The following is a 26,557-nucleotide window of genomic DNA, read 5'->3' on the forward strand; positions in this document are numbered from 1 at the left end:
CCTCACAAAGGAGAGGGATGGCATGGTAGATCGGAAAAGTTTTTTGCAAGTGGGGCACAAAGGGTCATTATTCAGTTCATTCTTGTATTTTGACATGAGCTTCATGGTTTGGGTGCTCTTAGGACCGCTAGCTGTCATCCTTGCCAAAGATTTTGGTTTGGATGCTGCACAGAAAGCCAATTTGGTTGCATTACCAACCTTGGGAGGGGCGGTCCTTCGATTAGTGCTTGGCGTACTTACAGATAAGATTGGTCCTAAATTAACAGGACAGATTGGACTCTCTTTAACCTTAATTCCTTTATTCTGGGGATGGCAGTTCGCTGACACGATGGGAGATATGTATTTCGTAGCTCTGATGCTTGGTATCGCAGGAGCAAGCTTTGCTGCAGCATTGCCGCTCGCTAGCAGTTGGTATCCGCCGCAGTATCAAGGCCTAGCGATGGGGATTGCTGGCGCAGGGAACAGCGGAACGATCTTCGCTACCTTGTTCGCCAATCGTATAGCACAACATTATGGCGACTGGCACGTTGTTTTCGGTATTGCCATGATTCCAATTGCGGTAACGCTAGTCATATTTAGTGTTTTGGCAAAGGATAGTCCGAATAAACCAGCACCAAAAACGATTGCAGAGTACGGTAAAGTATTGAAGCAGAAGGATTCGTGGCTGTTCTGTATTTTCTATAGTGTTACTTTCGGCGGTTTTGTAGGGATGGCATCTTATCTTACGATTTTCTTCAATACACAATATGGACTTTCACCTGTACGTGCTGCAGACTTTACAACTCTTTGCGTCATCGGAGGCAGCTTCTTCCGTCCCGTTGGTGGCTGGCTCGCAGATAAGCTCGGCGGAATTCGCATGTTAATGGTGCTTTACGGAGTTGTTGGTTTAATGATGGCCGGTATCTCTACGCTTCCTGCACTTTCATTGACGACAGTCATGCTCTTCGTTGCGATGATGGCTTTCGGAATGGGGAATGGTTCTGTATTCCAACTTGTGCCACAGCGCTTCAAATCGGAAATTGGTGTTATGACAGGAATCGTAGGGGCAGCAGGGGGACTTGGCGGATACTTCTTACCTAAAATCCTTGGCAATCTGAAGCTATCCACAGGCTCTTTCACACCAGGATTTCTAATTCTAAGTGGAATTGCAATCTCCTGTATTGTAATCATCGCAATTGTTCAAGGGCAATGGAAACGTACATGGATCGGTGAAGGCGGCAAAGTAAAAGCAGTGCCTTCCAGCATGGATACGGTTCAAGCTTAACATAGGCAGGGGACGCCGCTGATTCTACTTGGTCAGGGGCCGCCTGTAAAGTTTTTGCTCATGCAGCTTGCTCCACAGGCTGTATGGGCAAAGGCGTTACGACTAGCGTCTTTGCAGTTCAGTTAATCTCGAGCTGCTCAAGCTCCATATCCCAATTTGTCATTCGGGAGCTTGGCTCCTGAATGGCCCTTTTTATCACACTCACACTCTTCGAAGGAATGCCCTAGTAAATGGATGGAAGGATGATCATAATGACAGTTAAAAAAGAGAAGTTAGTCCTGGTCGGAAACGGAATGGCGGGCGTAAACGCCGTTGAACATTTACTAAAACTGACACCAGATAAATATGAGGTTACGATTTTCGGCAGCGAGCCACATCCCAACTACAATCGAATTTTATTGTCCTACGTGCTCTCCGGTGATTCCAAAGTCGAAGATATTGTGATTCATCCATACGAATGGTATACGAGCAATAACATTACCTTATATACAAATCAAACGATTACGAGTATCGACACGCTGACACAAACCGTAACGAGCGATAAAGGTTTGACGGTGTCCTACGATAAATTAATTTTGGCAACCGGCTCTAATCCATTCATTATTCCTATGCCAGGTGCGGACAAAGAAGGCGTCATGGCGTACAGAACGATCCGTGATTGTGAAATTATGATTGAGTCGGCTAAAAAGTACAAAAAAGCAGTTGTCATTGGCGGCGGCTTGCTAGGATTAGAAGCAGCACGAGGTTTTCTCAATTTGGGTATGAAAGTTGATGTCGTTCATATCGTCGATACGATCATGGAACGCCAACTCGATCGCACAGCTTCCAAAATGCTGCAAGCCGCTCTTGAAGAGCAAGGCATCAACTTCCTGCTTGAGAAGCAATCGGCCGAAATTATCGGTGACAAGCGAGTGACGGGCTTGAAATTCAAGGACGGCTCGGTTGCTGAAGCGGATCTGATTGTGATGGCAGTAGGCATTAGGCCGAATGTGGCTCTTGCGAAAGAAGCAGGTATTGAATGCAATCCAGGCATCATCGTCAATGATTATTTGCAAACGAGTGTTCCGAACGTGTACGCCGTTGGAGAATGTGCGATGCACAGAGGCATCGCTTACGGTCTCGTAGCACCGCTCTACGAGCAAGGTGCCGTGTTGGCGAAGCATTTGGCCGGAGTAGAAACGGGCCCGTATGAAGGCTCTATTTTGTACACGAAGCTCAAAGTATCGGGTGTTGACGTATTCTCTGGCGGCAAATTCGTGGATGCCGAAGGAACCAAAGCGATTCGCATTCATGATGAGTTCACGGGTGTTTATAAGAAAGTCGTGATTCAAGACAATAAAATTATCGGCGCCGTGCTCTTCGGCGATACCGCCGATGGCACGCGACTGATGCAAATGATCCGGGAAGAAACGGACATCAGCGGAATGGCGAAAACATCGATTCTCACAGACGGTTCGAGTGGCGGCGGTGGTGCGGCTTCTGGTGTCGCTGAGATGAAAGATGACGCGATCATTTGCGGCTGTAACGGCGTGACGAAAGGGACGATCTGCTCTGCCATCAAAGATCAAGGTTTAACAACGGTCGATGAGGTTAAAAACTGCACGACTGCGTCTCGCTCCTGTGGTGGCTGTAAGCCGTTGGTAAGTGATCTGCTCGCCTTTACCTTAGGTGCTTCCTACGATAAAAATGCTGCAAAAGAAACGATCTGTGGTTGCACGACGCATACGCGTGATGAAGTTGTTACTGCCATTCGGGAAAAAGGATTATCCCATGTGCGTGAAGTGATGAACGTGCTTGCATGGAAAAATGAAGAGGGCTGCTCCAAATGCCGTCCAGCACTGAATTATTATTTGGGCATGATTAGCCCTGAAACTTATAAAGATGACAGCACTTCTCGCTTCGTCAATGAACGTATGCATGCCAATATTCAAAAAGACGGTACGTACTCCGTTGTTCCACGGATCTATGGCGGTGTTACGAATCCAACTGAGCTGAAACGCATTGCAGAGGTTGCCGAACAATTCAATGTACCAACCGTGAAATTTACCGGAGGACAACGTCTCGACTTGCTAGGTGTGAAAAAAGAAGATTTGACCGCCATGTGGGAAGCGTTGGATATGCCATCGGGTTACGCCTACGGGAAAGCGTTGCGTACGGTTAAAACCTGTGTCGGCGAAACCTTCTGCCGCTTCGGTACCGGGGATGCGATGGGTGTTGGCATCGAGTTGGAGAAACGTTTTGAACGGTTGAATACGCCTGCCAAGGTGAAGCTTGCTGTATCGGGATGCCCGCGAAATTGCGCTGAATCTGGTATTAAAGATCTAGGTGTCGTGTCCGTGGACGGTGGCTGGGAGCTGTATGCGGGAGGTAACGGCGGGGTGAAAGTTCGCGTAGGTGATCTAATGAGCACCGTTAAGACTGAAGCAGAGATCATTGAATATACAGAAGCTTATCTGCAATATTACCGCGAAACAGGCAAATACGGCGAGCGTACGAGCGAATGGGTGCACCGTCTTGGTATCGAGCATATCCGTGATGTTGTTCAAAATGAAGAAGAACGCAAGAAATTGTGTGAGCGTATGGATTTGGCGCTTTCTGTGACACAAGATCCATGGAAGCAAGCCATCGATAGCAAGAAAATCCAACGTGACCTATATGAAGTTGTCGAGCTGAAGTAGAAATAGAGAGATGAACCGGGAGGAGCAGAGAAGATGATTACACAAAATGAGCAAATGATTTGGGTGCAAGCCGTTTCCTACGAGGAATTAGCATTTAATACGGGAAAGACGATTCGTTATCAAGGAGAAGAGGTTGCCCTGTTCAAATTGAAAAGCGGTAAGCTTCAAGCGATTCAGAATCGTTGTCCGCATAAAGAGGGCGTGCTCGCCGAAGGGATCGTCTGTGATGACCATGTGTTCTGCCCCATGCATGATCGCAAGATTCATTTGCCTTCCGGACTCGTGCAAGCTCCTGATACGGGCTGCGTGAAAACGTACCTGACCAAAGTGGATGATGGAACGGTCTACATTGGATTTCCTAAGGCTAATGAAATGGCGAGTTAATTTTTTCTACTATAAAAAGAGAATGATCAACGGGGGTGGGGTGCGTGAAATCAGCACTAATCACATTATCGGATGAACAGCCCTCCTCCCATTGTTGCTTTTGCAGTATGCAGTGTGGATTGGAGATTGTACCAAACGAGAAGGCAGAAGGACTCACAATTAAACCGAGCGCTAAGTTTCCTGTTGCGACAGGTCGACTATGTCAGAAGGGCTTAAATGCATTGGAGCATGTCGTTCATACGGAACGTATTCTGGAGCCTCTTTTCAGGGAAAAGGCTAGGATAGGTCAATGGCAACCGGTGACCTGGGCAAGCGCATATGCGGATATTGCTGAGCGGATTCAAGGGCTGCAGGCAGCTCATGGGCGTGATGCAATCGGCGTCTATGGCGGAGGCTCGTTAACCAATGAAGTAAGTTACTTACTTGGTAAGTTTACGCGTGTGGCGTTGAGATCCAAATATATCGATTACAACGGTCGTTATTGTATGTCTTCGGCAGCTGCTGCGAGTAATCAAGCTTTTGGAATCGATCGCGGGATGACGATGCCGTTATCGGAAATTCCCAATGCGAAATATATCATTCTAGCAGGCACGAATATTGCGGAGTGCCAACCTACGATGATGCCCTATCTATTAGAAGCAAAGAAAAAAGGCGCCGTGATCGTCACCATCGATCCTCGCAATACGATGACCTCCAAAACAGCAGATATTCATGTTCGTCTGCAACCAGGCTTTGACTCCGTCTTTATCAATGGACTTCTGCATGTGATGATTGAAGAGAACTTAGTTGATCACGAATTTATTCAATCGCGTGCGTCTGGTTTCGAACAGGTGAAGGAAGCGGTCAAAACGTTCACTCCAGCTCGCGTTGAATATTTAACAGGCGTGCTTGAAGCGGTCATTCGTACCATCGCTCGTGGTTTTGCCAAGGCGGAGACGGGGATCGTGCTCACCGCAAGAGGCTTGGAGCAGCAAGTGAATGGCGTCGAGAACACACTCAATTACATTAACCTGACACTGCTCACGGGTAAAATAGGGCGATCAGGCTGCGGCTACGGAGCTGTCACCGGTCAAGCGAACGGTCAAGGCGGCCGCGAGCATGGGCAAAAAGCTGACCAGCTCCCAGGCTACCGCTTGATCGAAGATCCAGTTGCACGCGAGCACGTGGCGAAGGTGTGGGGGATCGATCCGAGCGAGCTGCCGGGCAAAGGCGTCTCCGCCTACGAGCTGCTGAAGAAGATCGATGAGGGTGAAATTAAGGCTTTAATCGTGCTAGGATCGAATCCATTAGTATCAAGCCCGAATAATAAGATGGTAGAGCGAGCTTTGCAAAAGCTAGAGTTGCTCGTAGTCGTGGATATGTTCGAGACGGAAACGGCACGCTATGCGCATTATATCCTGCCATCTTCCTCCTTTGCGGAGGCGGAAGGCACCATGACCAACCTCGAAGGTCGCGTGTTCCACCGCAGGAAAGCTATGGAGCTTCCAGGGAATTGCAAACTCGACTACCAAATCATCAGCGAGCTGGCTGAAGCATTAGGACGTGGCGCGTACTTTCAATATGCGGGTATTGAAGACGTGTTTCGCGAGCTAGCTGCAGCAACTGCGGGGGGCAAGGCTGACTATAGCGGTATTACCTATGAACGCTTGCAAAAAGAGAAAGGAATCTTCTGGCCTTGCGGGTCGGCTGACCACCCTGGAACACCGCAATTATTCCAAGATCGTTTTCATCATGCGGATGGAAAAGCCAAACTATTCGGTATTCAGCCGAAAATGCCTGCGGAGCCCATTGATTCTGACTTCCCTTTCGTGCTGACAACCGGCCGTCTAGCCAACCATTACTTGAGCGGCGCGCAAACACGCCGTACCGAAGCACTAAATAAAAAAGCACCCGTTCCGGTTGCCGAAATTCATCCTTCCTTGGCCAAGCGCATTGGCCTTAGCGTGGAGCAGAAGATCCGAATCACGAGCCGGCGTGGATCACTTGTTTTTCAAGTCAAGGTCACCGAAGGTATCCAACCTCGCACCGTATTCGTCCCCTTCCATTGGGGCGATGAGCATTCGATCAACGTGTTGACGAATGATGCCTTGGATCCAACGAGCCGGATGCCGGAGTTTAAAATTTGTGCGGTGAAGATTGAGCGAGTGGAATAAGGTGTGCAGCAGCCCAGTTGGGGGACCAACTGGGCTTTTTGACGTGCTCAAGTTGCCTCGTTTTGGTATCTTACTGGATTTTATACAGTTATTTTCGCCGAAAATGGACTCGAATCGAATTTAGATGGATTTTATGCAGCTAATTTAGCTGGAATTGGAGTGTTTGAGGGGAATGGGTGAAAATAGCTGGAGTTTTTCCAGTTAAATGGATATTCCAACGGAATAGGCGAGAATTAGATGGAGGAAATACAGTTAGATGTGTGTGATTAACTTCATGATTTTCGTCTCACTCTCATCAGAGGGTCTCTACGTAGGTGAACGATGCATTCCTCATTTGAGGTATGGTAGACGAACCCATATCGGCTTCATTTAGGATACGACACATGGAGCCGGCCGAAATCAACAAGAAGACCAGCATATGTAATGAAATCAATTCCTAATATCCCATCGAAACCGTACGGCTCGCGCATCATCCCAAGTTGCATTCGAAATGACGGCATGGCAACAGAATTAATTTGCAAGCCGGAGATCGTCTGTTCGTAGCAAAGTTCGCTATTGCCGCCAATTCCATACATTCGTTTTGCCATACCGTTCATCACATCCAACTCGATACCGATAATAGAAAGTACATCGGTATCAAAGACTGTGGTTGCGCAGCCTGTGTCAAATAAGACTTGTCCTAGTTCAATGCCTTTCCCTTCAAAAGCAAGAGTGACAGTAGCAAATGGTAAACCATTTTCCTTGCGTATGTGCATAGTTACACTCTGATTCCATTGAAGAATTCTTCAATCACTTCAACGTTCTCTTTGCTAGTATGGAAAATGTAAAACTCACGTTCTGGGTGCTCCTTATGATGATCTTTGTAGCCACTCCATGCTTCTGCTGACGAATTATATTTATCAACAACATACATCTCTTCAATTGTGCGGCGCTGCTTCTCAGAGACGGCTTTTGTTGCTTCAATAAGTACGAAGCGATTAGGGAATAGCTTGCGAACTTCAATCCATTTCATTACTGCACTTCCTTTCAAGAGTTATTAATTTCATTCTACTTGACTATGAGCTCCATCTTCAACTGATTAACACGCTTTCTATCAAATGATATTTTTGTGAAATAGAGAACGAAAACATAAAAGCCCCCGTTCCCCTCAAATAGAGGGTGGGTGGCTTGCATGGATCCCTTTGCTGACGGAATCAGATCTTTAATTCCCCAAGCTTAATCAGTTCTACAACCGCTTGTGAACGACCCTTTACGTTCAGCTTTTGCATGACGTTCGATATATGATTCCTCACAGTCTTTTCACTTATGAAAAGCTGCTGTGCGATATCCTTTGTCGTTTTGTCCTGCACTAAGAGTTCGAATACTTCGCGTTCGCGGTTCGTAAGTAAAAATTTGTTTTTGTGGTCGCTGCCCATGGATGTGTGTCACCCCTCCTTGCTCGGGTATTGGGAATTACAAGGTTAAGGGATACAGTCAAAATTAGTTTATGAAGGGCTGTTGTCAATGGTGCGGTATCTAGAGAAAAATAGGCGGAATGTATTTTTGAGTTTCGGCGCTAGGCGTGGTAAGCTGAAATGAGGTGTAAGTGAAACCGAGAGGGGCTGCTACGGATGTTCAGGCGTGATTATTTGATGCGACAGATTGAACAATTGACGGTGGTGCTGCATCGGATTCTTTTTAATAAGGAACATATCCCGATTGAAGATGCGCAGAGACAGCTGGATGAAGTAAGTCGTCATTTACTGGGGTTGAATATTCGCTCGCTGCAATCTTTGTCCAGCAAGGATATTCTGGAATTGCTATCCTACCAAGGAAGCATTGATACGGCAAAAGCACTAGTTATCAGCGATATGTTTGTGGGGCAAGGAAATTTGCTGCTTGAGCACGAGGAAAAAGGGGAGTCCTATTGGGCGTACCTGAAGTCGTTGGATCTGCTTTTGCATTTGTCGCGCTCGGAGGAAGTTGAGTCTGGGGATGAGGTTGTTCCGGAAATTGCTGCCCGTGTGGATGTCAGTTTAGGTCATCTTCAAGGCTGGGAAATTCCAGGAGAGATGCAGAGGATGCTTTTTTCACACTATGTGAAGATGGGCAATTATGCGAAGGCGGAAGATGTCCTGTTTCATTATATGGAGGACCATCCTGAGAGTTCGGAGCTGCCGATGGAGGGCGTTCTTTTTTACGAAAAGCTGCTGCAGGTAGAGGACGAGCAATTGGCGGCCGGTAATTTTAGCAAGGATGAAGCGTTGGAAGGTTTGCGGATTATGAAAAAGAGGCTGCTCTTATAACTTTTTATTCGTCGTATTTTAATCATAAAGTTGAAGGTGTTGACAAGATGGCTTGGTATCAAGAAAGTTTTGGCAATGATTATTTGTTGGTTTATAAACATAGAGACATGCAGGGCGCTTATCATGAAGTGAAAAAAATGGTGAATTGGCTGAAGCTAGAGCAAGGTGCTCACCTACTGGACCTCTGTTGCGGGATGGGGCGGCATTCCATGGCGCTTTCGGAGTTCGGTTTTGCAGTGACGGGTGTGGACTTGTCGAAGGTACTGCTGCATGAAGCGGTCAAGCTGGATGGCGAGGGTCATGTGACATGGATTAACGGAGATATGCGGGATGTTCCGCTTTCCGAGTCGTTTGATGCGATTGTGAACTTGTTTACGTCTTTTGGTTACTTTGATGAGGATGAGCAGAATGAGAAAGTGCTGCATGAAATACAACGGCTGTTAAAAAAGAACGGTCGATTCATTATCGATTTTTTGAATCCAGTCTATGTGAAGGCGAATTTGGTGCCTCAGTCAGAACGAAAAGAAGGTGATCTCACCATTCGCGAGACGCGGGCGATCGAAGATGGCTGTGTGCGTAAACGAATTGTGATCTCACAAGCGGGTGAATCGGATCGTCATTATTTGGAGCAGGTGAAGCTGTACGAGCGTCCGATGTTCGAAGCGATGCTGCAAAAAGCTGGATTACATATCGATCATGTCTATGGTGATTATGAAGGCCAGGCTTATTCGCCGGAGGCTTCGAGTCGAATGATTTTTGTTGGACATAAGGAAGGATGACAACTCGGATATGAACGTCGTGACCATACATACAGATGAAATTACACAAGTGAAGGTACCGTTGCCATTCCCTTTGCGTTGGGTGAATGCCTACTTGATTCGCGGCAGCAACGGATACACGGTGATAGATCCGGGACTGCACACCCCGGAAGCTGAAGCGCTCTGGCTGCAGGTGCTGCAGGAGCAGGGGATTGCGTTCGAGCACGTGGAACAAATCGTGCTCACCCACCACCATCCCGACCATTATGGGATGGCCGGTTGGTTCCAGGAGCGCTCGGGCGCGCCGGTACTCCTATCGGAGACCGGATACGCGCAGGTGCAGCTCCTGTGGGGCCCAGAGCAGCCGATGTCTCCGCTGCTCCTCGATTTATTCGCCCGTCACGGCTTCCCCGAAGCCGGGCTGGAAGAGATGACGAAGCACATGGTGAGCTTCGTCGAGTTGGTTTCCCCGCAGCCGCAAGTCACGCTGCTGCGGGAAGGTCCTGTGCGCCTCGGCGATCGCGTCTATGAAGCCATTGAGACCCCCGGCCATGCCGCGGGTCATCTCGTCTTCTACGACGCTGAGGCGCAGGTGATTTTTTGCGGCGACCACGTCCTGCCGCAAATATCGCCGAACGTTTCCTTCCTCCCGCAGGTGGAAGAAAACCCGCTAGGCGCGTACCTGAGCAGCCTGCAGGAGATCGGCAGGCTGCCGGTTGCGATGGCTTACCCGGGTCACCGGGAGCCGTGGCCTTTGTTCACAGCACGCGCAGAGGAGCTCGTGCGCCACCATCATGAGCGGCTCGCGCTCATGGAAGGTCAGCTAAGCGCGCCGATGAGCGCTTATGAGGTGTGCCGGGCGACGTTCGGCGACCGGCTGAGCATTCACCAGATGCGATTCGCGCTGTCGGAGACGATCGCACATTTGATCCTGCTGGAGGCCGAAGGCCGCATCCGGCAGGTGGATCCGCAGGCAGAGCGCGTGTATTACGTCGCGACATCCCTATAACGAAAAACCCTCCAACATTTGATTTGTTGGAGGGTTTTCTTCGTTCTATCTACTTTAACGGCTTACTATACGTCGGCGTATGATTATGTGCCAAGCGACCACAAGCTGCGGCAACAATCCCGCAGACCATATCATCGATAAAGGTATTGCATTTGCCATCCGCATGATCGCTGTCGAGTCGCTCGATAATACCGATTTTGGCCTTGTCGAGATAGCCGAAATTCGTTAGCGCAATAGTTCCGTACATGAGCGGCACAGCAGTGGCAATGCTTTCGTCCACGCCGAACAACCCCTCATCTTTTCCGACAATGTGATTGTATTGTGGATTGAATTCATTGGCTTCGACGGCTGTATCAATTTTGATCGCCAGCTGAAGCGCATGAAACGTTTGCTGCTTGCGCAATACAGCCAAAATATGTTCCTCGCAAAGGCTGCGCGGCATATCGGGGTTGTACGGACGCTGCAGCTGATCGAGAATATCGACCATATCATCGAGCAGTACACCTCGCGCCTCAAGCATTTGCAGATTCCGTTTGGTGTAATCGATTTTCACGCTGTCGGAGATAATGACGCTGGCTGTTGATGCGACAATCGCACAAATCCCCTTGGAGATGAAGGATTTAGGTCTTTTTGTAGGAAAAAAGAAACGGAATTTGCAGTCGATGAAGCCAAAAAGAGAGATCGCACCGCTTCCATACAAACCACAGATCGACATCGCGATGGTGCGATGTACGTTGTAGGCCGGATCTTTCATGCTAGCTAGCAGCTCAGCATCATGTTTAACCTTTTTCTGAAGCTCCATCAGGGTTGACATGACGTTGAAGGTTTCAGTTTTACTTAATACCCCTAACAGGGTAGTTGTGATCAAGTCCGTGGGAATCTTTTTAATTCCTTTTATTTCAACCAGTAATCTCGCGACGGCTTCCTCAATAACAGCTTGGGGATAATGACTAAAAACCTCTTCACGAAATTCATTGAATATGAGCGTTTTTTCCTTCAAAAATGTTCTCATCACAAGCACCTCCTTTGGGTGTTTAGACTGATATTAAGTATAGCATATGAAGTTGTCTGGACGAAAATGGGCCATTCTTGTCTTTTCGCCGAAGATCTCTCTATTTTCTGAAAAAGGTGGACAAAAAGTAGTTATAAATCGGACAAAGCCTCGTATACATAATAATACGAAAAAGCATCGTACATGCCATGCAAATAGCAAAACTCGAAGGAGGAAATAAGCAAATGAAACATCAACATTGGATTCGTTCAGCCGCTTTAGCGGGGGTGATTGTTCTACTGACCACGGGATGTTCGATTCTGGGCTCCGGAAAGAAGACTGACATCGATGCACCTCCGAAAACGGGGGCAGAGGCAGACGCGAAAACGACTTCAGCTGCGGTTACAGTCGACATGACCGAAGATACTACATCACAAATGACTGTGTATGTGAAAGACGCCAAGGGCTTTGTCACCCCGTTAAGTCTGGCTCTGCCTAAGACGGTTTCTGTCGCGAAGACAACTTTGGAGTACATGGTGGACGGAGGTCCTGGAACAAGTCAATTGCCATCTGGGTTCCAATCGCTCTTACCGAAGGGAACGAAAGTCATTAGCGTAAATGTGAAATCGGACAAAAGCGCCACGGTTGATTTGTCCAAAGAATTCCTCAACTACGATGTGAAGGATGAGCGCAAGCTGCTTGAGGCCATTACATGGAACTTAACGAATTTCTCATCGATTGATAAAGTTCAATTGCGCGTAGATGGCAAGGATTTGAAAGAAATGCCGAAAGGCAAAACGCCACTCGATGTACCATTAGCACGCACCATGGGGATCAACCTAGAGAAAGCGGAGGACACTGAGTTTGGTCAAGCCACTCCGGTTACTCTTTATTTCTTAAATCAAAATGATCAAAACTACAAATATTACGTGCCTGTGACTCGCCTGATCAAACGAACAGATGATGTGGCTACAGCTGTTGTGAACCAGCTAATTAAAGGGCCAGATCAGAAGAAGGGGCTTACTGCTGTCTTAAATACGACGACAGAAGTAAAAAGCATCAAGCCAGGCGATGGCCTGATCACAGTTGACTTCTCCAATAAGCTGCTAGGCGCTGATCAAAAAGCTTCTGCGGATGCGCTGCAATCGGTCATCTTGTCATTGACGGAGAATACGACGTTCAAACAAGTTCAAATTAAAGTGGATGGCGCTGTAAAAATTACGTCCACCGACAATCAAAACTACAGCAAGCCTGTGCTTCGACCATTGCATATTAATCCTGCTACCAAACTCTAAAAGCAAAGATGAACCTACGAGCTACTAGGATACCCCAGTTATTCCATACGGGGGAGTATCCTAGTAGTTTTTTCGTTTATTTCCATATTCCCCTCCGGCAGGGTGCTTTTCCTTAACTAGTTTGATACAATGAGGCGTAAGGATTAGCGCATGAGATGTAGCTACAGGAGGAGAAAGACATTTATGAGAATTGGTGGAAGAACTGATCAAGAACTGCGACCTATGCAAATAACCCCTCATTATATAAAACACGCAGAAGGCTCGGTCCTCATTGAAGTCGGGGATACGAAAGTGATATGTACAGCTACCGTTGAAGAGCGTGTCCCTCCGTTTATGAAAGGGCAAGGGAAAGGCTGGGTAACAGCGGAGTATTCGATGCTGCCGCGTGCTACGCAAGTTAGAAATCAACGTGAAGCGGCAAAAGGGAAGCTTGGCGGACGGACGATGGAGATTCAACGTCTCATTGGACGGGCACTTCGTTCCGTAGTAAACTTGGAAGCGCTAGGCGAAAGATCTATCACGCTGGACTGCGATGTCATTCAAGCGGATGGCGGTACGAGAACAGCGTCCATTACGGGTGCTTTCGTTGCTATGGCTTTTGCGATTAACAAGCTTGCTAACGATAAGAACTTGGCTAAGTTCCCAATCAACGACTTCCTTGCGGCTGTCAGCGTAGGTGTCATTGGAGATACGCCAAAGCTGGATTTGAATTATGAAGAAGATTCCAAAGCGAAGGTTGATATGAACGTTGTGATGACGGGTCAAGGTCAATTCGTCGAAGTGCAAGGAACAGGTGAGGATGCACCTTTTTCACGTAAAGAACTAGATGAGCTATTGGCACTCGCGGAAGCGGGGATTAATACCATGATTGAAGTTCAATCAGGCGTATTAGGCCCGATCGCAGATCGTATTCGAGGTGTTCAGCATGCGGCTACAAAGTAATTTTGTCGTCATTGCAACGCGTAACGAGGGCAAAGTGAAAGAGTTTGCGAAGCTTTTTGAGACCAAAGGCTATAAAGTTCGCAGCTTAGCGGATTATACGGATTTACCGGAAATCGTAGAGAGCGGCAAGACCTTTGCTGAAAATGCGAGGATTAAGGCTCAAATTATTTCCGCTCATCTGCATGTGCCAGTTCTGGCAGATGATTCTGGCTTATGTGTGACAGCATTAAACGGGGAACCAGGTGTGTACTCAGCGCGTTATGCTGGCGAAGATGCAACGGATGCTGACAATAATGCGAGGCTTCTCCAAGCATTACTTGAGCTGAAGGAGCGCAGTGAGTTGACGGCTGGGGAAGGCCATCCACCTTTACTGAGTGAGGCTTCCTTCGTTTGTGCGCTCACGTTAATTGATCCCGTGGGAAATGAAATCATCGAAGCCGAGGATGTTTGCCAAGGCTATATCATTCATGAACAGCGCGGCGAAAGCGGGTTCGGTTACGATCCATTGTTCTATATTCCATCATTGGGCCGTACGATGGCTGAGCTGACGATGGAAGAGAAGAATGAAATGAGCCACCGCGCCAAGGCGCTGCGCATGTTTTTAGATCAACTGCCTGACCAAAGCAGCTAAGACAACAAAAAGACCTGCAACCACGTGAGAGTGTGGCGGCAGGTCTTTCGCTTTATTTTAACCCTACTATCTAATGGAAATCTTATATGTTCTTAGCCAGTAATCGACCTGGGCCAAATACGCGAATAGCTGAGGTCCCGTCATTAACTGCCCAAACCACGGGAGGTTGAAATCATTCGACTCCGAGCTGGCGAGAGCGCGAATTTTTTTAACATCAATGAAAGGTAAAAGAGGAGACGACGGATCATCTAAAATTTCCAGCACCCATTTCCGCACGGCGGTTAAATAATTCGGGTTGTGGGTTTTCGGATAGGGGCTCTTCTTCCGTGTCAGCACATCTTCAGGCAATACGCCTCGTAAGGCTTTGCGCAAAATCCCTTTTTCCCGATCGCCTGACGTTTTAATTTCCCAAGGAATGTTCCACACGTATTCAACGAGACGATGGTCACAGAACGGGACGCGTACCTCGAGGCCGACAGCCATGCTCATACGGTCTTTACGATCAAGCAGCGTTGGCATGAAACGGGTGATGTTCAAATAGGACATTTCCCGCATGCGATTCTGCTGCTCCGTTTCCCCGGCTAAACGAGGGACCTCGCTTAAAGCCTGCTGGTATCGATTGCTCACGTACTCGACGGGTTTAATCCAATCGACGAAGTCCGATGCCAGCAAGTCAACGCGATTAGCCAGCTTGAGTGACCATGGGAACGTGTTTGCTTCCAAGGCTTCGGCATTGTGGAACCAAGGATATCCACCGAAGATTTCGTCAGCGGCTTCACCTGAGATCGCGACCGTAGCTCCTTTTTTAATTTCTCGGCAAAATAAATAAAGAGACCCATCGACATCGGCCATCCCTGGGGTATCGCGTGCAATCACAACTGTTTTCAGAGATTCCACAAGCTCTGGGGTATCAAATTCAATATAATGATGCTCGGTGCCGAGGTGGTCGGTCATCCGTTTGATCCATGGGGCATCTGAGTTCGGTTGGAACAGATTCGCTTTAAAATGCTTATCGTTATCCTTGTAGTCAACGGAGAAGGTATGAAGCGGACCTTTGCCGCTTTCCTTATAATGAGCTGCCGCGAGCGCGGTGAGTGCGCTAGAGTCCAATCCGCCTGAAAGCAGTGTGCAGATGGGAACATCCGAAACAAGCTGACGCTCTGCCGTATCGCTTAGCAATTGCTGAACTTGCGCTGCTGTTGCGTCGATATCATCGGGATGCTGGTGGCTTTCGAGCTTCCAGTACGTACGAATGGATAATCCATTACGATCAAAAATAGCAAATTGACCTGGCTTCAGCTCTGACATATTCCGATAAATCCCATGTCCAGGCGTGCGTGCCGGTCCTACTGCGAATATTTCAGCGAACCCTTCAGCGCCGACCTCTGCTTTGAAATCAGGGTGAGCCAATATGGATTTTGGTTCAGAGCCGAACAATAACACACTATCCTGATGGGAATAAAAAAGCGGCTTAACGCCGAGTCGATCCCTCACGAGTGTTAGCGACTGCTCTTGGTCATTCCAGGCAGCAAAAGCAAAGATGCCGTTCAGGCGGTCAATACATGCTTTTCCCCACTCGATAAAAGCGACCAGCAGCACTTCCGTATCGCATGTCGTCCGAAAATGATGACCGCGGAGCTCGAGCTCCTTTTTTAACTCAGGGGCATTATAAAGTTCGCCATTATATACGATAGTATACGTATAGTCGCCTTGTTTACGGACCATCGGCTGAGCGCCGTTCTCCGGGTCCATCACACTTAGACGTCGATGTCCGAGGGCACAATGCTGTGAAATCCACGTACCTGAAGCATCAGGTCCGCGCAGTTGGAGCGTTTCCGTCATATTTTCTAGAATGGACGGGTACCCGGTCAAGTCTTTCCGCCAATCTATCCAACCCGTTATTCCGCACATAGACGTTCCTTCCTTTCTTCTAAAGAGAGCATAATGATAAAGGGTATGCACAAGGAAGGTATTAAATGTCTGTCCAGAAACCGGGGAGAGCAAGCGGGACGTGGTTTTTGTATAGATTGGGTGTTTAAATTTCGAGCCGCCGTGACATTCTAAAGGGGTAATGCCATTCTTTCTTCAGGAGGCGAGTGCTCATGGATAGTCATTTCATTAGCAAACTGCACGAGAAGCAGAGGAAAGCCGAGAAGAATAAAAGGACACAAGGTGACGGTCATACAGGCAAAAACTTGCCTCACAAGATGCACTAACGTCTCATGGCATGAGCAAGAGCCTGCAGGATTGATCCTGCAGGCTTTTTGTTTAAATATATTTTGGCTGAGAATAACATCCAGCATATTCAGCGCATTAACCCACCATACTAATGTAGCGTTCATTCTAAGAGTAGAAGGAGTTGCTTTTCATGGGTAAGAAAAAAGGTATGGATCAGAAAACACAAAGCACCATCGACCACTCGAAGCAATCATCACGTATTCAATCGAATCTGGATTCAACGGAGCCAGGTCACCATCAGCCGAACAGGCCATCTGTGTAAAATGTACAACCCCTTGCTCGCGAATACAGCAAGGGGATCCCCCCTAAGAAACTGTCAATTCCCTGCGACTTTCTCTAAACAGTTCAGCAGCCTCAACCATCACTCTCAGCGCAGCAATGGTCTCTTCTTTTCCTCGCGTTTTCAAACCGCAGTCTGGGTTAATCCAGAACAACTCCGGCTCTAGCACCTTCAGCGCGCGCTCAATCATTTCAACCATTTCCGTAACAGAAGGTACTCGCGGACTGTGAATGTCATACACCCCAAGCCCAATTCCTTGATCATACGTATGCTCTTCAAAGCTGTGAATTAGCTCACCGTGACTGCGTGAGGTTTCGATCGAAATGACGTCAGCGTCTAACGCGCGAATGGCGTCAATGATGTCGTGGAACTCACAATAGCACATGTGCGTGTGAATTTGCGTCCCATCGCCGACAGTCGCTGTGGATAAGCGGAATGCCAGAACAGCCCAGTCGAGATAGGCTTGCCAGTCTCTTTTTTTCAACGGTAGACCTTCTCGTAGAGCTGGCTCATCCACTTGAATCATTTCGATGCCCGCTTGCTCTAATGCTTCTACTTCTTGGCGTAGAGCTAGTGCGATTTGGTAGGCAACCTGTTCACGTGAAATATCGCTGCGTACGAACGACCAATTTAGAATCGTAATTGGCCCAGTCAACATGCCTTTTACCGGCTTTGTGGTGAGGGATTGGGCAAACTTCGTTTCTTTGACCGTCATCTCTTGCACGAATTCCACATCGCCAAAAATAACAGGTGGTTTCACGCAACGTGAACCATAGGACTGTACCCATCCGTTCGACGTAAAGGCAAACCCATCCAGCTTCTCACCGAAAAACTCAACCATATCCGTGCGCTCAAATTCCCCATGCACGAGCACATCAAGTCCAAGCTCATCTTGTAGTGTAATCCATTCTGTAATTTGATCTTGAATGAACGAGGCATATTGCTCAGGCGTCCATTCGCCGCTGCGCCAATTTTTACGAGCGTTACGAACCTCTGCCGTCTGTGGAAAGGATCCAATCGTTGTCGTCGGCAAGAAAGGCAGCTGCCACTTAGCTGCTTGAAGGCCTCGGCGTGTCGTGAAGCTACTATTTCTGCTTGAAGGCTGCTGACCGATCTTCGCGATCGCTTGATGGACGGCTTCTTTGTTTCGATAGGATGAGGCGTTAAGCTTAGCGATCGCTGTCTGGTTAATATCCAGTTCCAATTGAATGGAATCTTGGCCGTCCCGAATGGCTTTGGTCAAGATCGCAAGCTCACTCAGCTTTTCTTCTGCAAATGCTAGAGCATCCCGCAGCACAGGCTCAAGCTTACTTTCTTTGCGCCTCGATACAGGTACATGCAGTAAGCTGGATGAAGGCTGCAGCAGCATACGCTCGTAAGGAACGATGGCTTCTAACTTGGCTAGGAATGAAAGCTGCTCACTTAAATCTGTCCCCCAAATATTGCGTCCATCCAAAATACCAACCCCAAGCACTTTATCCGCAGGGAATCCATACGTTTGGAGATGGCTCCAGTTGAGCTCAAACCCGTGGATGAAGTCTAACCCGATGCCATGAACGGGAAGGGCGATAAGATCTGGATAGTGGTCTACTGCGTCAAAATACGTTTGGATGATGACTTTAAGCGCTGGAGCGGCTGCGGCAAGCGTGGTATAGATATGTTTTACACGATCGATATCTTCTGAACTCAGCGACTGAACCAGGATAGGCTCATCCACCTGCACCCACTCAACACCTTCCTCCACCAGCTCAGTCAAAATACGTGAATAAAGCGGTAGAAATAACGTGATTAGACGATCGATTTCTTCTGGTTTATATCCCTTAGCCAGCTTGAGGAAGGTAAATAGGCCGAGGATAACAGGCTTGCCTTGAATGCCCAGCTTATTCTTAGCTTTTCGGTACGCTTCAAGCGGTTTATTTACCGTCAGCTGAGGCTGAATGTCTTGTAATTCCGGAACAATGTAATGGTAGTTGGTGTTAAACCATTTGGTCATCTCACAAGCGGTTGCACCTTGGCTGCCTCGGGCCATCGCATAATAGGTGGCAAGCGGCACTTCGCCGCCTTCATAGTCAAAACGCTTCGGCACTAATCCGAACATCGTGGAAGTATCCAAGACATGATCATACAGACTGAAATCTCCTACAGGAATAAGGTCGATGCCTTTCTCTTGCTGAAGACGCAGATTATGAAGTCGGATCTCCTCAATTTGTTTTGTAAACTCTTGCTCATCTAGTTTGCCGGCCCAGAAAGCCTCCAGCGCTTTTTTCCACTCGCGGTTCTCGCCAATTCTTGGATATCCTAAATTGCTATTTATCAGTGCACACATGGGGAAGCCTCCTCAAATTTTACTTGCATACGAATCTCGGAAAATCAAAAAAGGGCATCTCCAACCTTAATAAAAAAGGTTAAAGATACCCTGTGTATGTGTATACAGTGTTTGCGATCTCTAACACCTCCCTATCTCCCGTAGGTAAAGCAGTGCTGTCAGAATTAGGCAGGTCTCCTGGCTTCAGAATCTTCATCAAACGCTTGCCTTCCCAATCTTTCGATCAGTGGCGCTTTAAGCGTTGACTCCTCTGTTACAGTGGCGGGACCGCGTCGGCATTGCACCGAACTTCCCTTTTAAGCTCTAGCCGATGTGGCTGACCAGAGCACCTATTCCCAATATGCAATTGTGATTACTATACATGATCCCCTAGGATCATGCAAAGGTTTTTCTTCACTTTTCGTACGTTTTTGCCGAAGTAATATACATTATCCCTTGAAAGAAGCTCGGTTTTAACCTTTCAAAGGTTATCGAATTTGATGGTAAATCATGCTAATATAGTAGGCGAAGTTCGGAAACGCTAACGTTCATGGACGATCACAAACATCAGGAAGAATGCAAATGACTCAAGTGATAGGCAATCACGTTAAGCTTGAGGAAAAAGGTGGAATCAGGCTTGGAAGAGTTGATGATGGATGACTATAGTCGTGCCAATATAAGTTTGGAATTTGAATCCAGAAAGCAGTATCTGGACGAATTGCGGATGCAATTAGACGCGTTAAATCTAAATTTACATGATGTGAAACCCGATGATCAGCTAGATCAAGCTAGAGAATGGTATCGGGTTAGTCATACGATGAAAGGCACAGCTCCTATTCTCGGAATGGTACGCCTTGGGGGGCTTGCTGCTCAGGTTGCCGACTGCTGGGAATGGAGCTATGAAGTAAGTGTTTTAGATAAAGGCAACATTCAAAATAGGTTTCAAGATTGTGTATTGGCCACGCGACCTCTGATGAATGAGCTTGAGATGGAGTATGAAATTAACTGCCAAGAGTTACGAATGGAACAAACACAAGATCAGTTTAGGGAAGCCCTTCCCGTGCATCTTCGCGGCAGCAGGCTGCTGATTGTGGAGGATGATGGCGTTTTAAGGGCTTATTTGTCTCGTAAACTCAGGTTGGAAGGCTATCTAGTCGACGAAGCATCGGATGTGGATTCAGCGATTAAGCTGCTTAGAGGAAATGATTATCAATTAATTACGATTGATCTGATGATGTACCCTTACAGCGGTTATGAGATTTTTGAGGTTTTAAAAGAAGATCCCATGATCAAATGGCTTCCCATGCTGGTGCTGTCAGGGCGCAACGAAATGAAAGATGTGACCCAATGCTTTCGACTAGGGGCAGATGATTATGTCACCAAACCTTTTCGCTATGAAGAATTAAGCGCACGTATTCAGCGGCTAATTCTACGGCATAAAGAGTTTGCACTCATGGCGTTTAGCGATCCGTTGACAGGCATTCATAATCGGCGGTATTTTGACCTGCAGCTCCAAGTCGAAGTGAATCGTGCACAGAAATATGGTGAACCTTTAACCATGGTTATGCTCGATATCGATTTCTTCAAAAAAGTTAACGATAATTATGGCCACCCAGTTGGTGACCTTGTTCTTCAGAGCTTTGGCTGCTTGCTGCAGAATAGCTTGCGTGCTACGGATATTCTTGCGCGTATGGGCGGCGAAGAGTTTGGTGTCATCATGCCGAGAACTACGGATATGGAAGCGGAAAAAGTAATTAAAAGCATCCTCGAGCGGGTCCGAAACGAACCAGTTGCCAACAGTGAAAATGCGGAATACTTCATCACCTTTTCTGCCGGCATTGCGCCTTGGATGGCCAGCAAGTCGATTCAGCAGTGGCATCAAATCGTAGATTATGCCTTGTATAAAGCCAAGCGAACAGGAAGGAACCGCATAGCCGTGACATCCTTCGGAGCAGCAGAAAAGCAGCAAATCGTGACTGACGAGCCTGTCCAGCAGTCGAAGACGATATTGGTTGTTGACGATGATCGGACGATTCGTACGATGATCGCAGATCGGTTTAGAAAAGAGCCGTACAGGCTTATTGAAGCTGCAGATGGGGAGTCGGCGTATCAGATCTTGATTGAACAGCAGCCAGATATGTGCATCTTGGACTGCATTATGCCGGGAATGAGCGGCTTCGACGTTCTTGAACGTATGCAGCATGAAGGGACACGTCCAGCCAAAACCAAGATCATGCTGCTTTCTGGCAGACAGAAAGATGAAGATGTAAAGAAAGGATTTCAGCTTGGGGCAAACGCCTATATGTTTAAACCGTTCTCAATTATCGATGTGGAAATGAAGGTTAGTGAGTTGCTATTTTAGTGTTGGGTTTCTGTTGCCGGAGATACGGAACGAGGTTCCGCTATTTAGGCAGATAAGGGTGATTTCAAGAAGTTACGGAACGTGAGGCCGCTATTTCGGGCAAAAAGGCTTATCTGGCCTCGATGACGACCGAATAGAGGAACTGTGTTCCGTAACTTTTTAATTTGTGTAGTTTTGAGGGAAATAGGGGAACCACGTTCCGGATGGTCGCGCCGCGAGCAAGGTTTTCTAAACAACAAAAAAGACCGCGATTTCTCGCGGTCTTTCCTTTACAACCAACGTCCCAGGAGGGATTCGAACCCCCGACCGCACGCTTAGAAGGCGTGTGCTCTATCCAGCTGAGCTACTGAGACATACCTCACTTCTTACCGCCTGGACGTGATCCGTTTGGCGAAGCAAGAGTTAATATATCACAACGTATAATGCGAGTCAACCATCATTTAATAAATATTTTTGCAATCATTGGAGTGATAGAGTAAACTGGCACAAGCGAGACCACGAACAGAGGTGATTCGATGTCAGACCCTACGCCAAACAATGTCATTCTTTTTCCTAAAACCGTACAGTTCTATGAAGACGAGTTAACGAAGCTGCTGCGCTCCGAGCAGTACAGAGAAGCCCTCGAGATTCTCACTTACCTACTTCAGTTTCCGAGTGTTGATATGAATAAAACCGATCAATGGGAAGCATTGCGCCACTGGCTGCTCACCATGTTTCCGGAAACGATGTTCCCATCCTCCGAGACTGAGGAAGAGGATTCTGCGGAAGAATCCGCTTTATTGAGGCAGTACATACATGAGAAGGCAGCTTCAGATGATGGCGCTTTTGTGAAGAAGCTCCAAACGATGCTCCAAGAAGGATCACTGGAGGGGCAAGTTAGTGCCCTAGAACAGCTTGCTTATATCGAGCAGCCTGAGGTCATTCAATTCGTGAGGAATTGGCTTTGCGAGAGGCCAAGACATCCGCATCTGCAATTTAAAGCGCTTCAGACGCTTAAACAAATGGGTGAGCACGGTTACATTGAGTTCCCTAAGAATGGTAAAACCGTTCTCGTCGAAATCGAGGAGACGCCGCTTACGGCGGAGGATTTTCCATTGCGGATTCGTGATATGATTCGCAGAGTCGGGGACATTAGTGAAATAAGCCAGCCTGACTTTGTCTACTTTGCGACTCAGACTTGGCAGGAGTTTCTGGCCTACGCGTATGGCACATCCATTTACACAGAGCTGTTAAGAACAGAAGAAAGTGCGGTAGACGTGTGGGCTTCCGCGCTGCATGCGATTTTGCAAGACAAGCTTTTCGGCACGGTTGATCGAGATGAGTTGCTAGAAACCTATGGCATTGTGGATGAGATGACGCTGCAATGGAAGCGGGCGCACAACGTGCTCAGCGCATTTGTGAAGCAATTTAGCCCTGATCCGAGCTAAGAACAAAGCTGGGTTGAAATGAAAAAGTTATATGGTATAATAGAATGGTTATAATGAGCATAACGTGAAAAATATATGTCATGGTACATTTTTGGAGGGGAAGGCATAAAATGAAAGCAAGTTGGGAAAAAATAGAGAAGAACGTAGGCGTTCTTGAAGTTGAAGTTGGGGCAGAGCGCGTAGCAGATGCTTTGGATAAAGCATTCAAAAAGGTATCCGCGAAAGTGAATGTTCCAGGATTCCGTAAAGGGAAAGTGCCACGTTCTATCTTTGAAGCTAAATTCGGTGTTGAAAGCTTGTATCAAGATGCACTAGATATCATTCTGCCAGTAGTTTACGTAGAAGCGATTGAAGAGGTTAAAATTGAGCCTGTTGATCGTCCTGAAGTAGATGTTGAGCAATTTGGTAAAGGTCAAGTCTTGAAGTTCAAAGCGAAAGTAACAGTTAAGCCTGAAGTAACGCTTGGCGATTACAAAGGTATCGAAGTAGAAGCGGTTAACGCTACTGTTTCTGAGCAAGAATTGAATGAAGAGCTTACACGTTTGCAACAACGTCATGCTGAGTTGGTTGTTCTTGAAGAAGGACAAGCTGCTAGCGGCGATGTAGTTATCATCGATTTCGAAGGATTCGTTGATGAAGTAGCATTCGAAGGCGGTAAAGCAGAGAAGTATTCTCTTGAGCTTGGATCCAACTCCTTCATCCCAGGTTTTGAAGATCAACTAGTAGGTCTTGGTAAAGGCGAAGAGAAAGAAGTTAACGTTAGCTTCCCTGAAAACTACCACTCCGAAGATCTTAAAGGTAAAGCAGCTGTGTTTAAAGTGAAACTTCACGATATCAAACGCAAAAACTTGCCTGAGCTTGACGATGAGTTCGCAAAAGACGTAAGTGAGTTCGATACGCTTGCTGAGTACAAAGAAGAGCTTCAAAAACGTATGCAAGAACGCAAACAAAAAGATTCCGAAGCTGCTCTTGAAACAGCAGTTGTTGAGAAAGCTGCTGCTAACGCAGAAGTTGAAATTCCAGGCGCGATGGTTGAAGCTGAGCTGGATATCATGGTAAAAGAATTCGAAAGACGTCTTCGCTCCCAAGGCATGACGCTTGAAATCTACTACCAATTCTCAGGTCAAGACGAGAGCGCATTGAAAGAACAAATGAAAGAAGATGCTGAGAAGCGTGTTCGTAACAACCTTGTTCTTGAAGCGATCGCAGCTGCAGAAAAATTCACAGTTTCCGACGAAGAAGTTGACGCGGAACTTGAGAAGTATGCACCATCTTACCAAAAAACAACAGCTGAGCTTCGTACGCTGTTTGCTTCCAACGGATCTCTTGAAGGTCTTAGCAACGATCTAGTTATCAGAAAAACGGTTGATTTCTTGCTTGAAAATAGCAAGCATGTTTCCGCAGCCGTGTAAATAAGGTAAGTAAAGGCACGTACGCAAGCAACGTGCCTTTCTTTTACCCTAATTTACGTCCCAACTCCTTAGTACATACGTATTACCGCTTACATAGCTGATTTTCAGAAAAATGACATTGTTGCCCAATCGTGTTAAACTGTAATTGAATCTCAAGTGAGAGAACATGGCGCTTGCCGCAAAAGGAGTTGGTACAATGAGTCTTATTCCTATGGTTGTAGAACAAGAGGCTCGTGGGGAACGTTCCTACGATATCTACTCGCGTTTACTTAAGGACCGCATAATCTTCATCGGGACCGCTATTGATGACGATGTGGCTAATTTGGTCATTGCCCAGCTGCTCTTTTTATCCGCCCAGGACCCTGAAAAAGATATTCACTTATATATCAACTCACCTGGTGGGTCTGTTACGGCTGGAATGGGTATCTTCGATACCATGCAGTTTATTAAACCGGATGTATCTACGATTTGTGTAGGTATGGCCGCAAGTATGGGTTCTTTGCTTTTGACAGCAGGAGCCAAAGGTAAGCGATACGCGCTGCCGAATGCAGAAGTAATGATTCACCAACCGCTCGGCGGTGTTAGAGGTCAAGCAACGGATATCAAAATCCATGCGGATTGGATTATCAAGACCAAGCATAAACTCAACCAGATTTACGTGGACCGAACGGGACAGCCGCTTGAAAAGATCGAAAGAGACACCGACCGAGATAACTTTATGAGCGCTGAAGAAGCGAAGGCATACGGGTTAATCGACGAGGTTATCACTCGAAACGACTTGAAATAAAGGAGTGATCCCATGTTTAAATTTAACGATGAAAAAGGCCAACTCAAATGTTCCTTTTGTGGAAAATCCCAGGACCAAGTTCGTAAACTTGTTGCCGGACCGGGAGTTTACATTTGTGATGAATGTATAGAGCTTTGCACGGAGATTGTGGAAGAAGAATTAGGGCATGAAGAAGAGCTAGATCTGAAGGATGTTCCGAAACCAAAGGAAATTCGCAATATTTTGGATCAGTATGTTATTGGTCAAGAACAAGCGAAGAAATCATTGGCTGTTGCGGTATATAACCACTACAAGCGGATCAACTCCCAGAACAAGCTTGAGGATGTTGAGCTTCAAAAGAGTAATATCGTCCTTCTAGGGCCAACAGGTAGTGGTAAAACACTTCTTGCACAAACGCTTGCCAAAATTTTGAATGTGCCGTTCGCAATTGCGGACGCAACTTCCTTAACAGAAGCTGGTTATGTAGGGGAAGATGTTGAAAACATCTTGCTCAAACTAATCCAAGCGGCTGATTATGATGTTGAAAAAGCAGAGCGCGGCATCATCTATATTGATGAGATTGATAAAGTTGCACGTAAATCCGAGAATCCATCCATTACACGTGATGTTTCCGGTGAAGGTGTTCAACAAGCTCTTCTCAAAATTCTTGAAGGCACAGTAGCTTCCGTACCTCCGCAAGGCGGTCGTAAGCATCCGCATCAAGAATTCATTCAAATCGACACGACGAATATTTTGTTTATTTGTGGTGGAGCTTTTGACGGATTAGAGCAAATTATCAAACGTAGAATCGGTAAAAAAGTGATTGGCTTTAGCACAGATGGTGCTAAGGTTGACTTGAAACCAGGTGAATACCTATCCATGGTACTTCCTGAGGATCTATTGAGATTCGGATTGATTCCGGAGTTCGTAGGCCGTTTACCGGTTATTTCCACACTAGAGCCGCTTGATGAAGCAGCGCTTGTGCGTATTCTTTCCGAGCCTAAGAACGCGCTTGTGAAGCAATACCAGAAGATGCTTGAGATGGATAACGTTTCGCTTGAATTTGATGCAGAAGCACTCGATGCGATTGCCAAAGAAGCGATCAAACGCAATACCGGCGCTCGTGGTTTGAGAGCCATCATTGAAAGCATTATGCTTGATGTGATGTTTGAAGTTCCTTCAAGAACGGATGTATCTTCTTGTGTCGTTTCCAAAGAAACGGTACAAAACAAGATTACGCCTGTTTTGACAACGAAAGAAGGCACTCAGTCTTCAGGCAAGAAGAAGGAAGAAAGTGCTTAACCGATAATTTCATAAAAGATCACACAGCCTCCAATCCGATTTCCATTTATGGGAATTGGAGCGGAGGATGTTTGG

The 26,557-nt window shown here is 47.0% G+C and carries 23 protein-coding genes, 1 tRNA gene and 1 riboswitch; of the genes, 17 read left to right on the forward strand and 7 right to left on the reverse strand.

Annotation, left to right across the window (positions count from 1 at the left end; translation table 11 throughout):
* Positions 1-22 precede the first annotated feature (22 nt).
* The 4 genes from AC58UX_RS00270 (at position 23) to AC58UX_RS00285 (ending at position 6,479) form a co-directional block, all read left to right on the forward strand.
* Positions 23-1,264 carry a nitrate/nitrite transporter gene (locus AC58UX_RS00270; protein WP_497248566.1) on the forward strand — a complete coding sequence of 414 codons (1,242 nt, stop codon included), beginning with the start codon at positions 23-25 and terminating at the stop codon, positions 1,262-1,264.
* 251 nt (positions 1,265-1,515) lie between these two features.
* Positions 1,516-3,942 carry a nitrite reductase large subunit NirB gene (nirB, locus tag AC58UX_RS00275; protein ID WP_497248568.1) on the forward strand — a complete coding sequence of 809 codons (2,427 nt, stop codon included), beginning with the start codon at positions 1,516-1,518 and terminating at the stop codon, positions 3,940-3,942.
* Positions 3,943-3,975: 33 nt separating this feature from the next.
* Complete coding sequence (nirD, locus tag AC58UX_RS00280) at positions 3,976-4,326, forward strand: nitrite reductase small subunit NirD (protein ID WP_497248570.1); 351 nt, start codon at positions 3,976-3,978, stop codon at positions 4,324-4,326.
* Between the two features lie 44 nt (positions 4,327-4,370).
* On the forward strand, positions 4,371-6,479 hold the full coding sequence (locus AC58UX_RS00285) for a molybdopterin oxidoreductase family protein (RefSeq protein WP_497248572.1): 2,109 nt from the start codon (positions 4,371-4,373) through the stop codon (positions 6,477-6,479).
* A 365-nt stretch (positions 6,480-6,844) separates the two neighbouring features.
* On the opposite strand, the gene AC58UX_RS00290 is transcribed toward AC58UX_RS00285, so the two are convergent.
* The 3 genes from AC58UX_RS00290 to AC58UX_RS00300 form a co-directional block, all read right to left on the reverse strand.
* Positions 6,845-7,234, reverse strand: a complete 390-nt coding sequence (locus AC58UX_RS00290; RefSeq protein WP_497248574.1) for a pepsin/retropepsin-like aspartic protease family protein — start codon at positions 7,232-7,234, stop codon at positions 6,845-6,847.
* Positions 7,235-7,236: 2 nt separating this feature from the next.
* Positions 7,237-7,491, reverse strand: a complete 255-nt coding sequence (locus AC58UX_RS00295) for a hypothetical protein (protein WP_497248576.1) — start codon at positions 7,489-7,491, stop codon at positions 7,237-7,239.
* A gap of 181 nt (positions 7,492-7,672) precedes the next feature.
* Complete coding sequence (locus AC58UX_RS00300; RefSeq protein ID WP_028556998.1) at positions 7,673-7,894, reverse strand: helix-turn-helix domain-containing protein; 222 nt, start codon at positions 7,892-7,894, stop codon at positions 7,673-7,675.
* A 195-nt stretch (positions 7,895-8,089) separates the two neighbouring features.
* Between AC58UX_RS00300 and AC58UX_RS00305 the strand changes: the two genes are divergently transcribed.
* The 3 genes from AC58UX_RS00305 to AC58UX_RS00315 are packed head-to-tail and all read left to right on the forward strand — an operon-like array spanning position 8,090 to position 10,531.
* Positions 8,090-8,764, forward strand: coding sequence for a DUF6483 family protein (locus tag AC58UX_RS00305; RefSeq protein WP_497248578.1), 675 nt, complete (start codon positions 8,090-8,092; stop codon positions 8,762-8,764).
* Positions 8,765-8,811: 47 nt separating this feature from the next.
* Positions 8,812-9,543 (forward strand): class I SAM-dependent methyltransferase, encoded by a 732-nt coding sequence (locus AC58UX_RS00310; RefSeq protein ID WP_497248580.1) that lies wholly within the window; start codon positions 8,812-8,814, stop codon positions 9,541-9,543.
* 10 nt (positions 9,544-9,553) lie between these two features.
* Entirely contained in the window at positions 9,554-10,531 is a 978-nt protein-coding gene (locus AC58UX_RS00315; RefSeq protein ID WP_497248582.1) for an MBL fold metallo-hydrolase, read from the forward strand.
* A gap of 49 nt (positions 10,532-10,580) precedes the next feature.
* Here AC58UX_RS00315 and AC58UX_RS00320 read toward each other — a convergent pair whose 3' ends face one another.
* Positions 10,581-11,543 (reverse strand): phosphatidylglycerophosphatase A family protein, encoded by a 963-nt coding sequence (locus tag AC58UX_RS00320; protein WP_497248584.1) that lies wholly within the window; start codon positions 11,541-11,543, stop codon positions 10,581-10,583.
* A 224-nt stretch (positions 11,544-11,767) separates the two neighbouring features.
* On the opposite strand from AC58UX_RS00320, the gene AC58UX_RS00325 reads away from it, so the two are divergent.
* The 3 genes from AC58UX_RS00325 (at position 11,768) to AC58UX_RS00335 (ending at position 14,390) form a co-directional block, all read left to right on the forward strand.
* Positions 11,768-12,817, forward strand: a complete 1,050-nt coding sequence (locus AC58UX_RS00325) for a GerMN domain-containing protein (RefSeq protein WP_497248586.1) — start codon at positions 11,768-11,770, stop codon at positions 12,815-12,817.
* Between the two features lie 183 nt (positions 12,818-13,000).
* Entirely contained in the window at positions 13,001-13,759 is a 759-nt protein-coding gene (rph, locus tag AC58UX_RS00330) for a ribonuclease PH (protein WP_497248588.1), read from the forward strand.
* The gene (locus AC58UX_RS00335) at positions 13,743-14,390 is read left to right on the forward strand and encodes an XTP/dITP diphosphatase (RefSeq protein WP_497248590.1); all 648 of its coding nucleotides are present in this window, start codon (positions 13,743-13,745) and stop codon (positions 14,388-14,390) included. Before rph ends, AC58UX_RS00335 begins: the two co-directional genes overlap by 17 nt.
* A gap of 66 nt (positions 14,391-14,456) precedes the next feature.
* Here AC58UX_RS00335 and asnB read toward each other — a convergent pair whose 3' ends face one another.
* Entirely contained in the window at positions 14,457-16,301 is a 1,845-nt protein-coding gene (gene asnB / locus AC58UX_RS00340) for an asparagine synthase (glutamine-hydrolyzing) (protein WP_497248592.1), read from the reverse strand.
* A gap of 191 nt (positions 16,302-16,492) precedes the next feature.
* On the opposite strand from asnB, the gene AC58UX_RS00345 reads away from it, so the two are divergent.
* The gene (locus AC58UX_RS00345) at positions 16,493-16,606 is read left to right on the forward strand and encodes a DUF4023 family protein (RefSeq protein WP_082595252.1); all 114 of its coding nucleotides are present in this window, start codon (positions 16,493-16,495) and stop codon (positions 16,604-16,606) included.
* A 152-nt stretch (positions 16,607-16,758) separates the two neighbouring features.
* On the forward strand, positions 16,759-16,890 hold the full coding sequence (locus tag AC58UX_RS00350; RefSeq protein ID WP_497248594.1) for a hypothetical protein: 132 nt from the start codon (positions 16,759-16,761) through the stop codon (positions 16,888-16,890).
* A 43-nt stretch (positions 16,891-16,933) separates the two neighbouring features.
* On the opposite strand, the gene metE is transcribed toward AC58UX_RS00350, so the two are convergent.
* Positions 16,934-19,234, reverse strand: a complete 2,301-nt coding sequence (gene metE, locus AC58UX_RS00355; protein ID WP_497248596.1) for a 5-methyltetrahydropteroyltriglutamate--homocysteine S-methyltransferase — start codon at positions 19,232-19,234, stop codon at positions 16,934-16,936.
* A 150-nt stretch (positions 19,235-19,384) separates the two neighbouring features.
* Positions 19,385-19,582: riboswitch (cobalamin riboswitch) on the reverse strand.
* A 268-nt stretch (positions 19,583-19,850) separates the two neighbouring features.
* Here metE and AC58UX_RS00360 point away from each other — a divergent pair.
* The gene (locus AC58UX_RS00360; protein ID WP_497248598.1) at positions 19,851-21,575 is read left to right on the forward strand and encodes a response regulator; all 1,725 of its coding nucleotides are present in this window, start codon (positions 19,851-19,853) and stop codon (positions 21,573-21,575) included.
* A 279-nt stretch (positions 21,576-21,854) separates the two neighbouring features.
* Here AC58UX_RS00360 and AC58UX_RS00365 read toward each other — a convergent pair.
* Positions 21,855-21,928: transfer RNA gene (locus AC58UX_RS00365), tRNA-Arg, on the reverse strand.
* Between the two features lie 162 nt (positions 21,929-22,090).
* Between AC58UX_RS00365 and AC58UX_RS00370 the strand changes: the two genes are divergently transcribed.
* From AC58UX_RS00370 to clpX, 4 genes are all read left to right on the forward strand, one after another.
* Positions 22,091-23,002, forward strand: coding sequence for a hypothetical protein (locus AC58UX_RS00370; protein WP_497248600.1), 912 nt, complete (start codon positions 22,091-22,093; stop codon positions 23,000-23,002).
* A gap of 110 nt (positions 23,003-23,112) precedes the next feature.
* Positions 23,113-24,414, forward strand: a complete 1,302-nt coding sequence (gene tig, locus AC58UX_RS00375) for a trigger factor (protein WP_497248602.1) — start codon at positions 23,113-23,115, stop codon at positions 24,412-24,414.
* A 196-nt stretch (positions 24,415-24,610) separates the two neighbouring features.
* Positions 24,611-25,201 carry an ATP-dependent Clp endopeptidase proteolytic subunit ClpP gene (clpP, locus tag AC58UX_RS00380; protein WP_068665411.1) on the forward strand — a complete coding sequence of 197 codons (591 nt, stop codon included), beginning with the start codon at positions 24,611-24,613 and terminating at the stop codon, positions 25,199-25,201.
* A 12-nt stretch (positions 25,202-25,213) separates the two neighbouring features.
* Positions 25,214-26,482: an ATP-dependent protease ATP-binding subunit ClpX gene (gene clpX / locus AC58UX_RS00385; protein ID WP_497248605.1), complete on the forward strand. Its 1,269-nt coding sequence runs from the start codon at positions 25,214-25,216 to the stop codon at positions 26,480-26,482.
* Positions 26,483-26,557 lie beyond the last annotated feature (75 nt).

The organism is Paenibacillus sp. J22P90 (genome assembly GCF_059692195.1).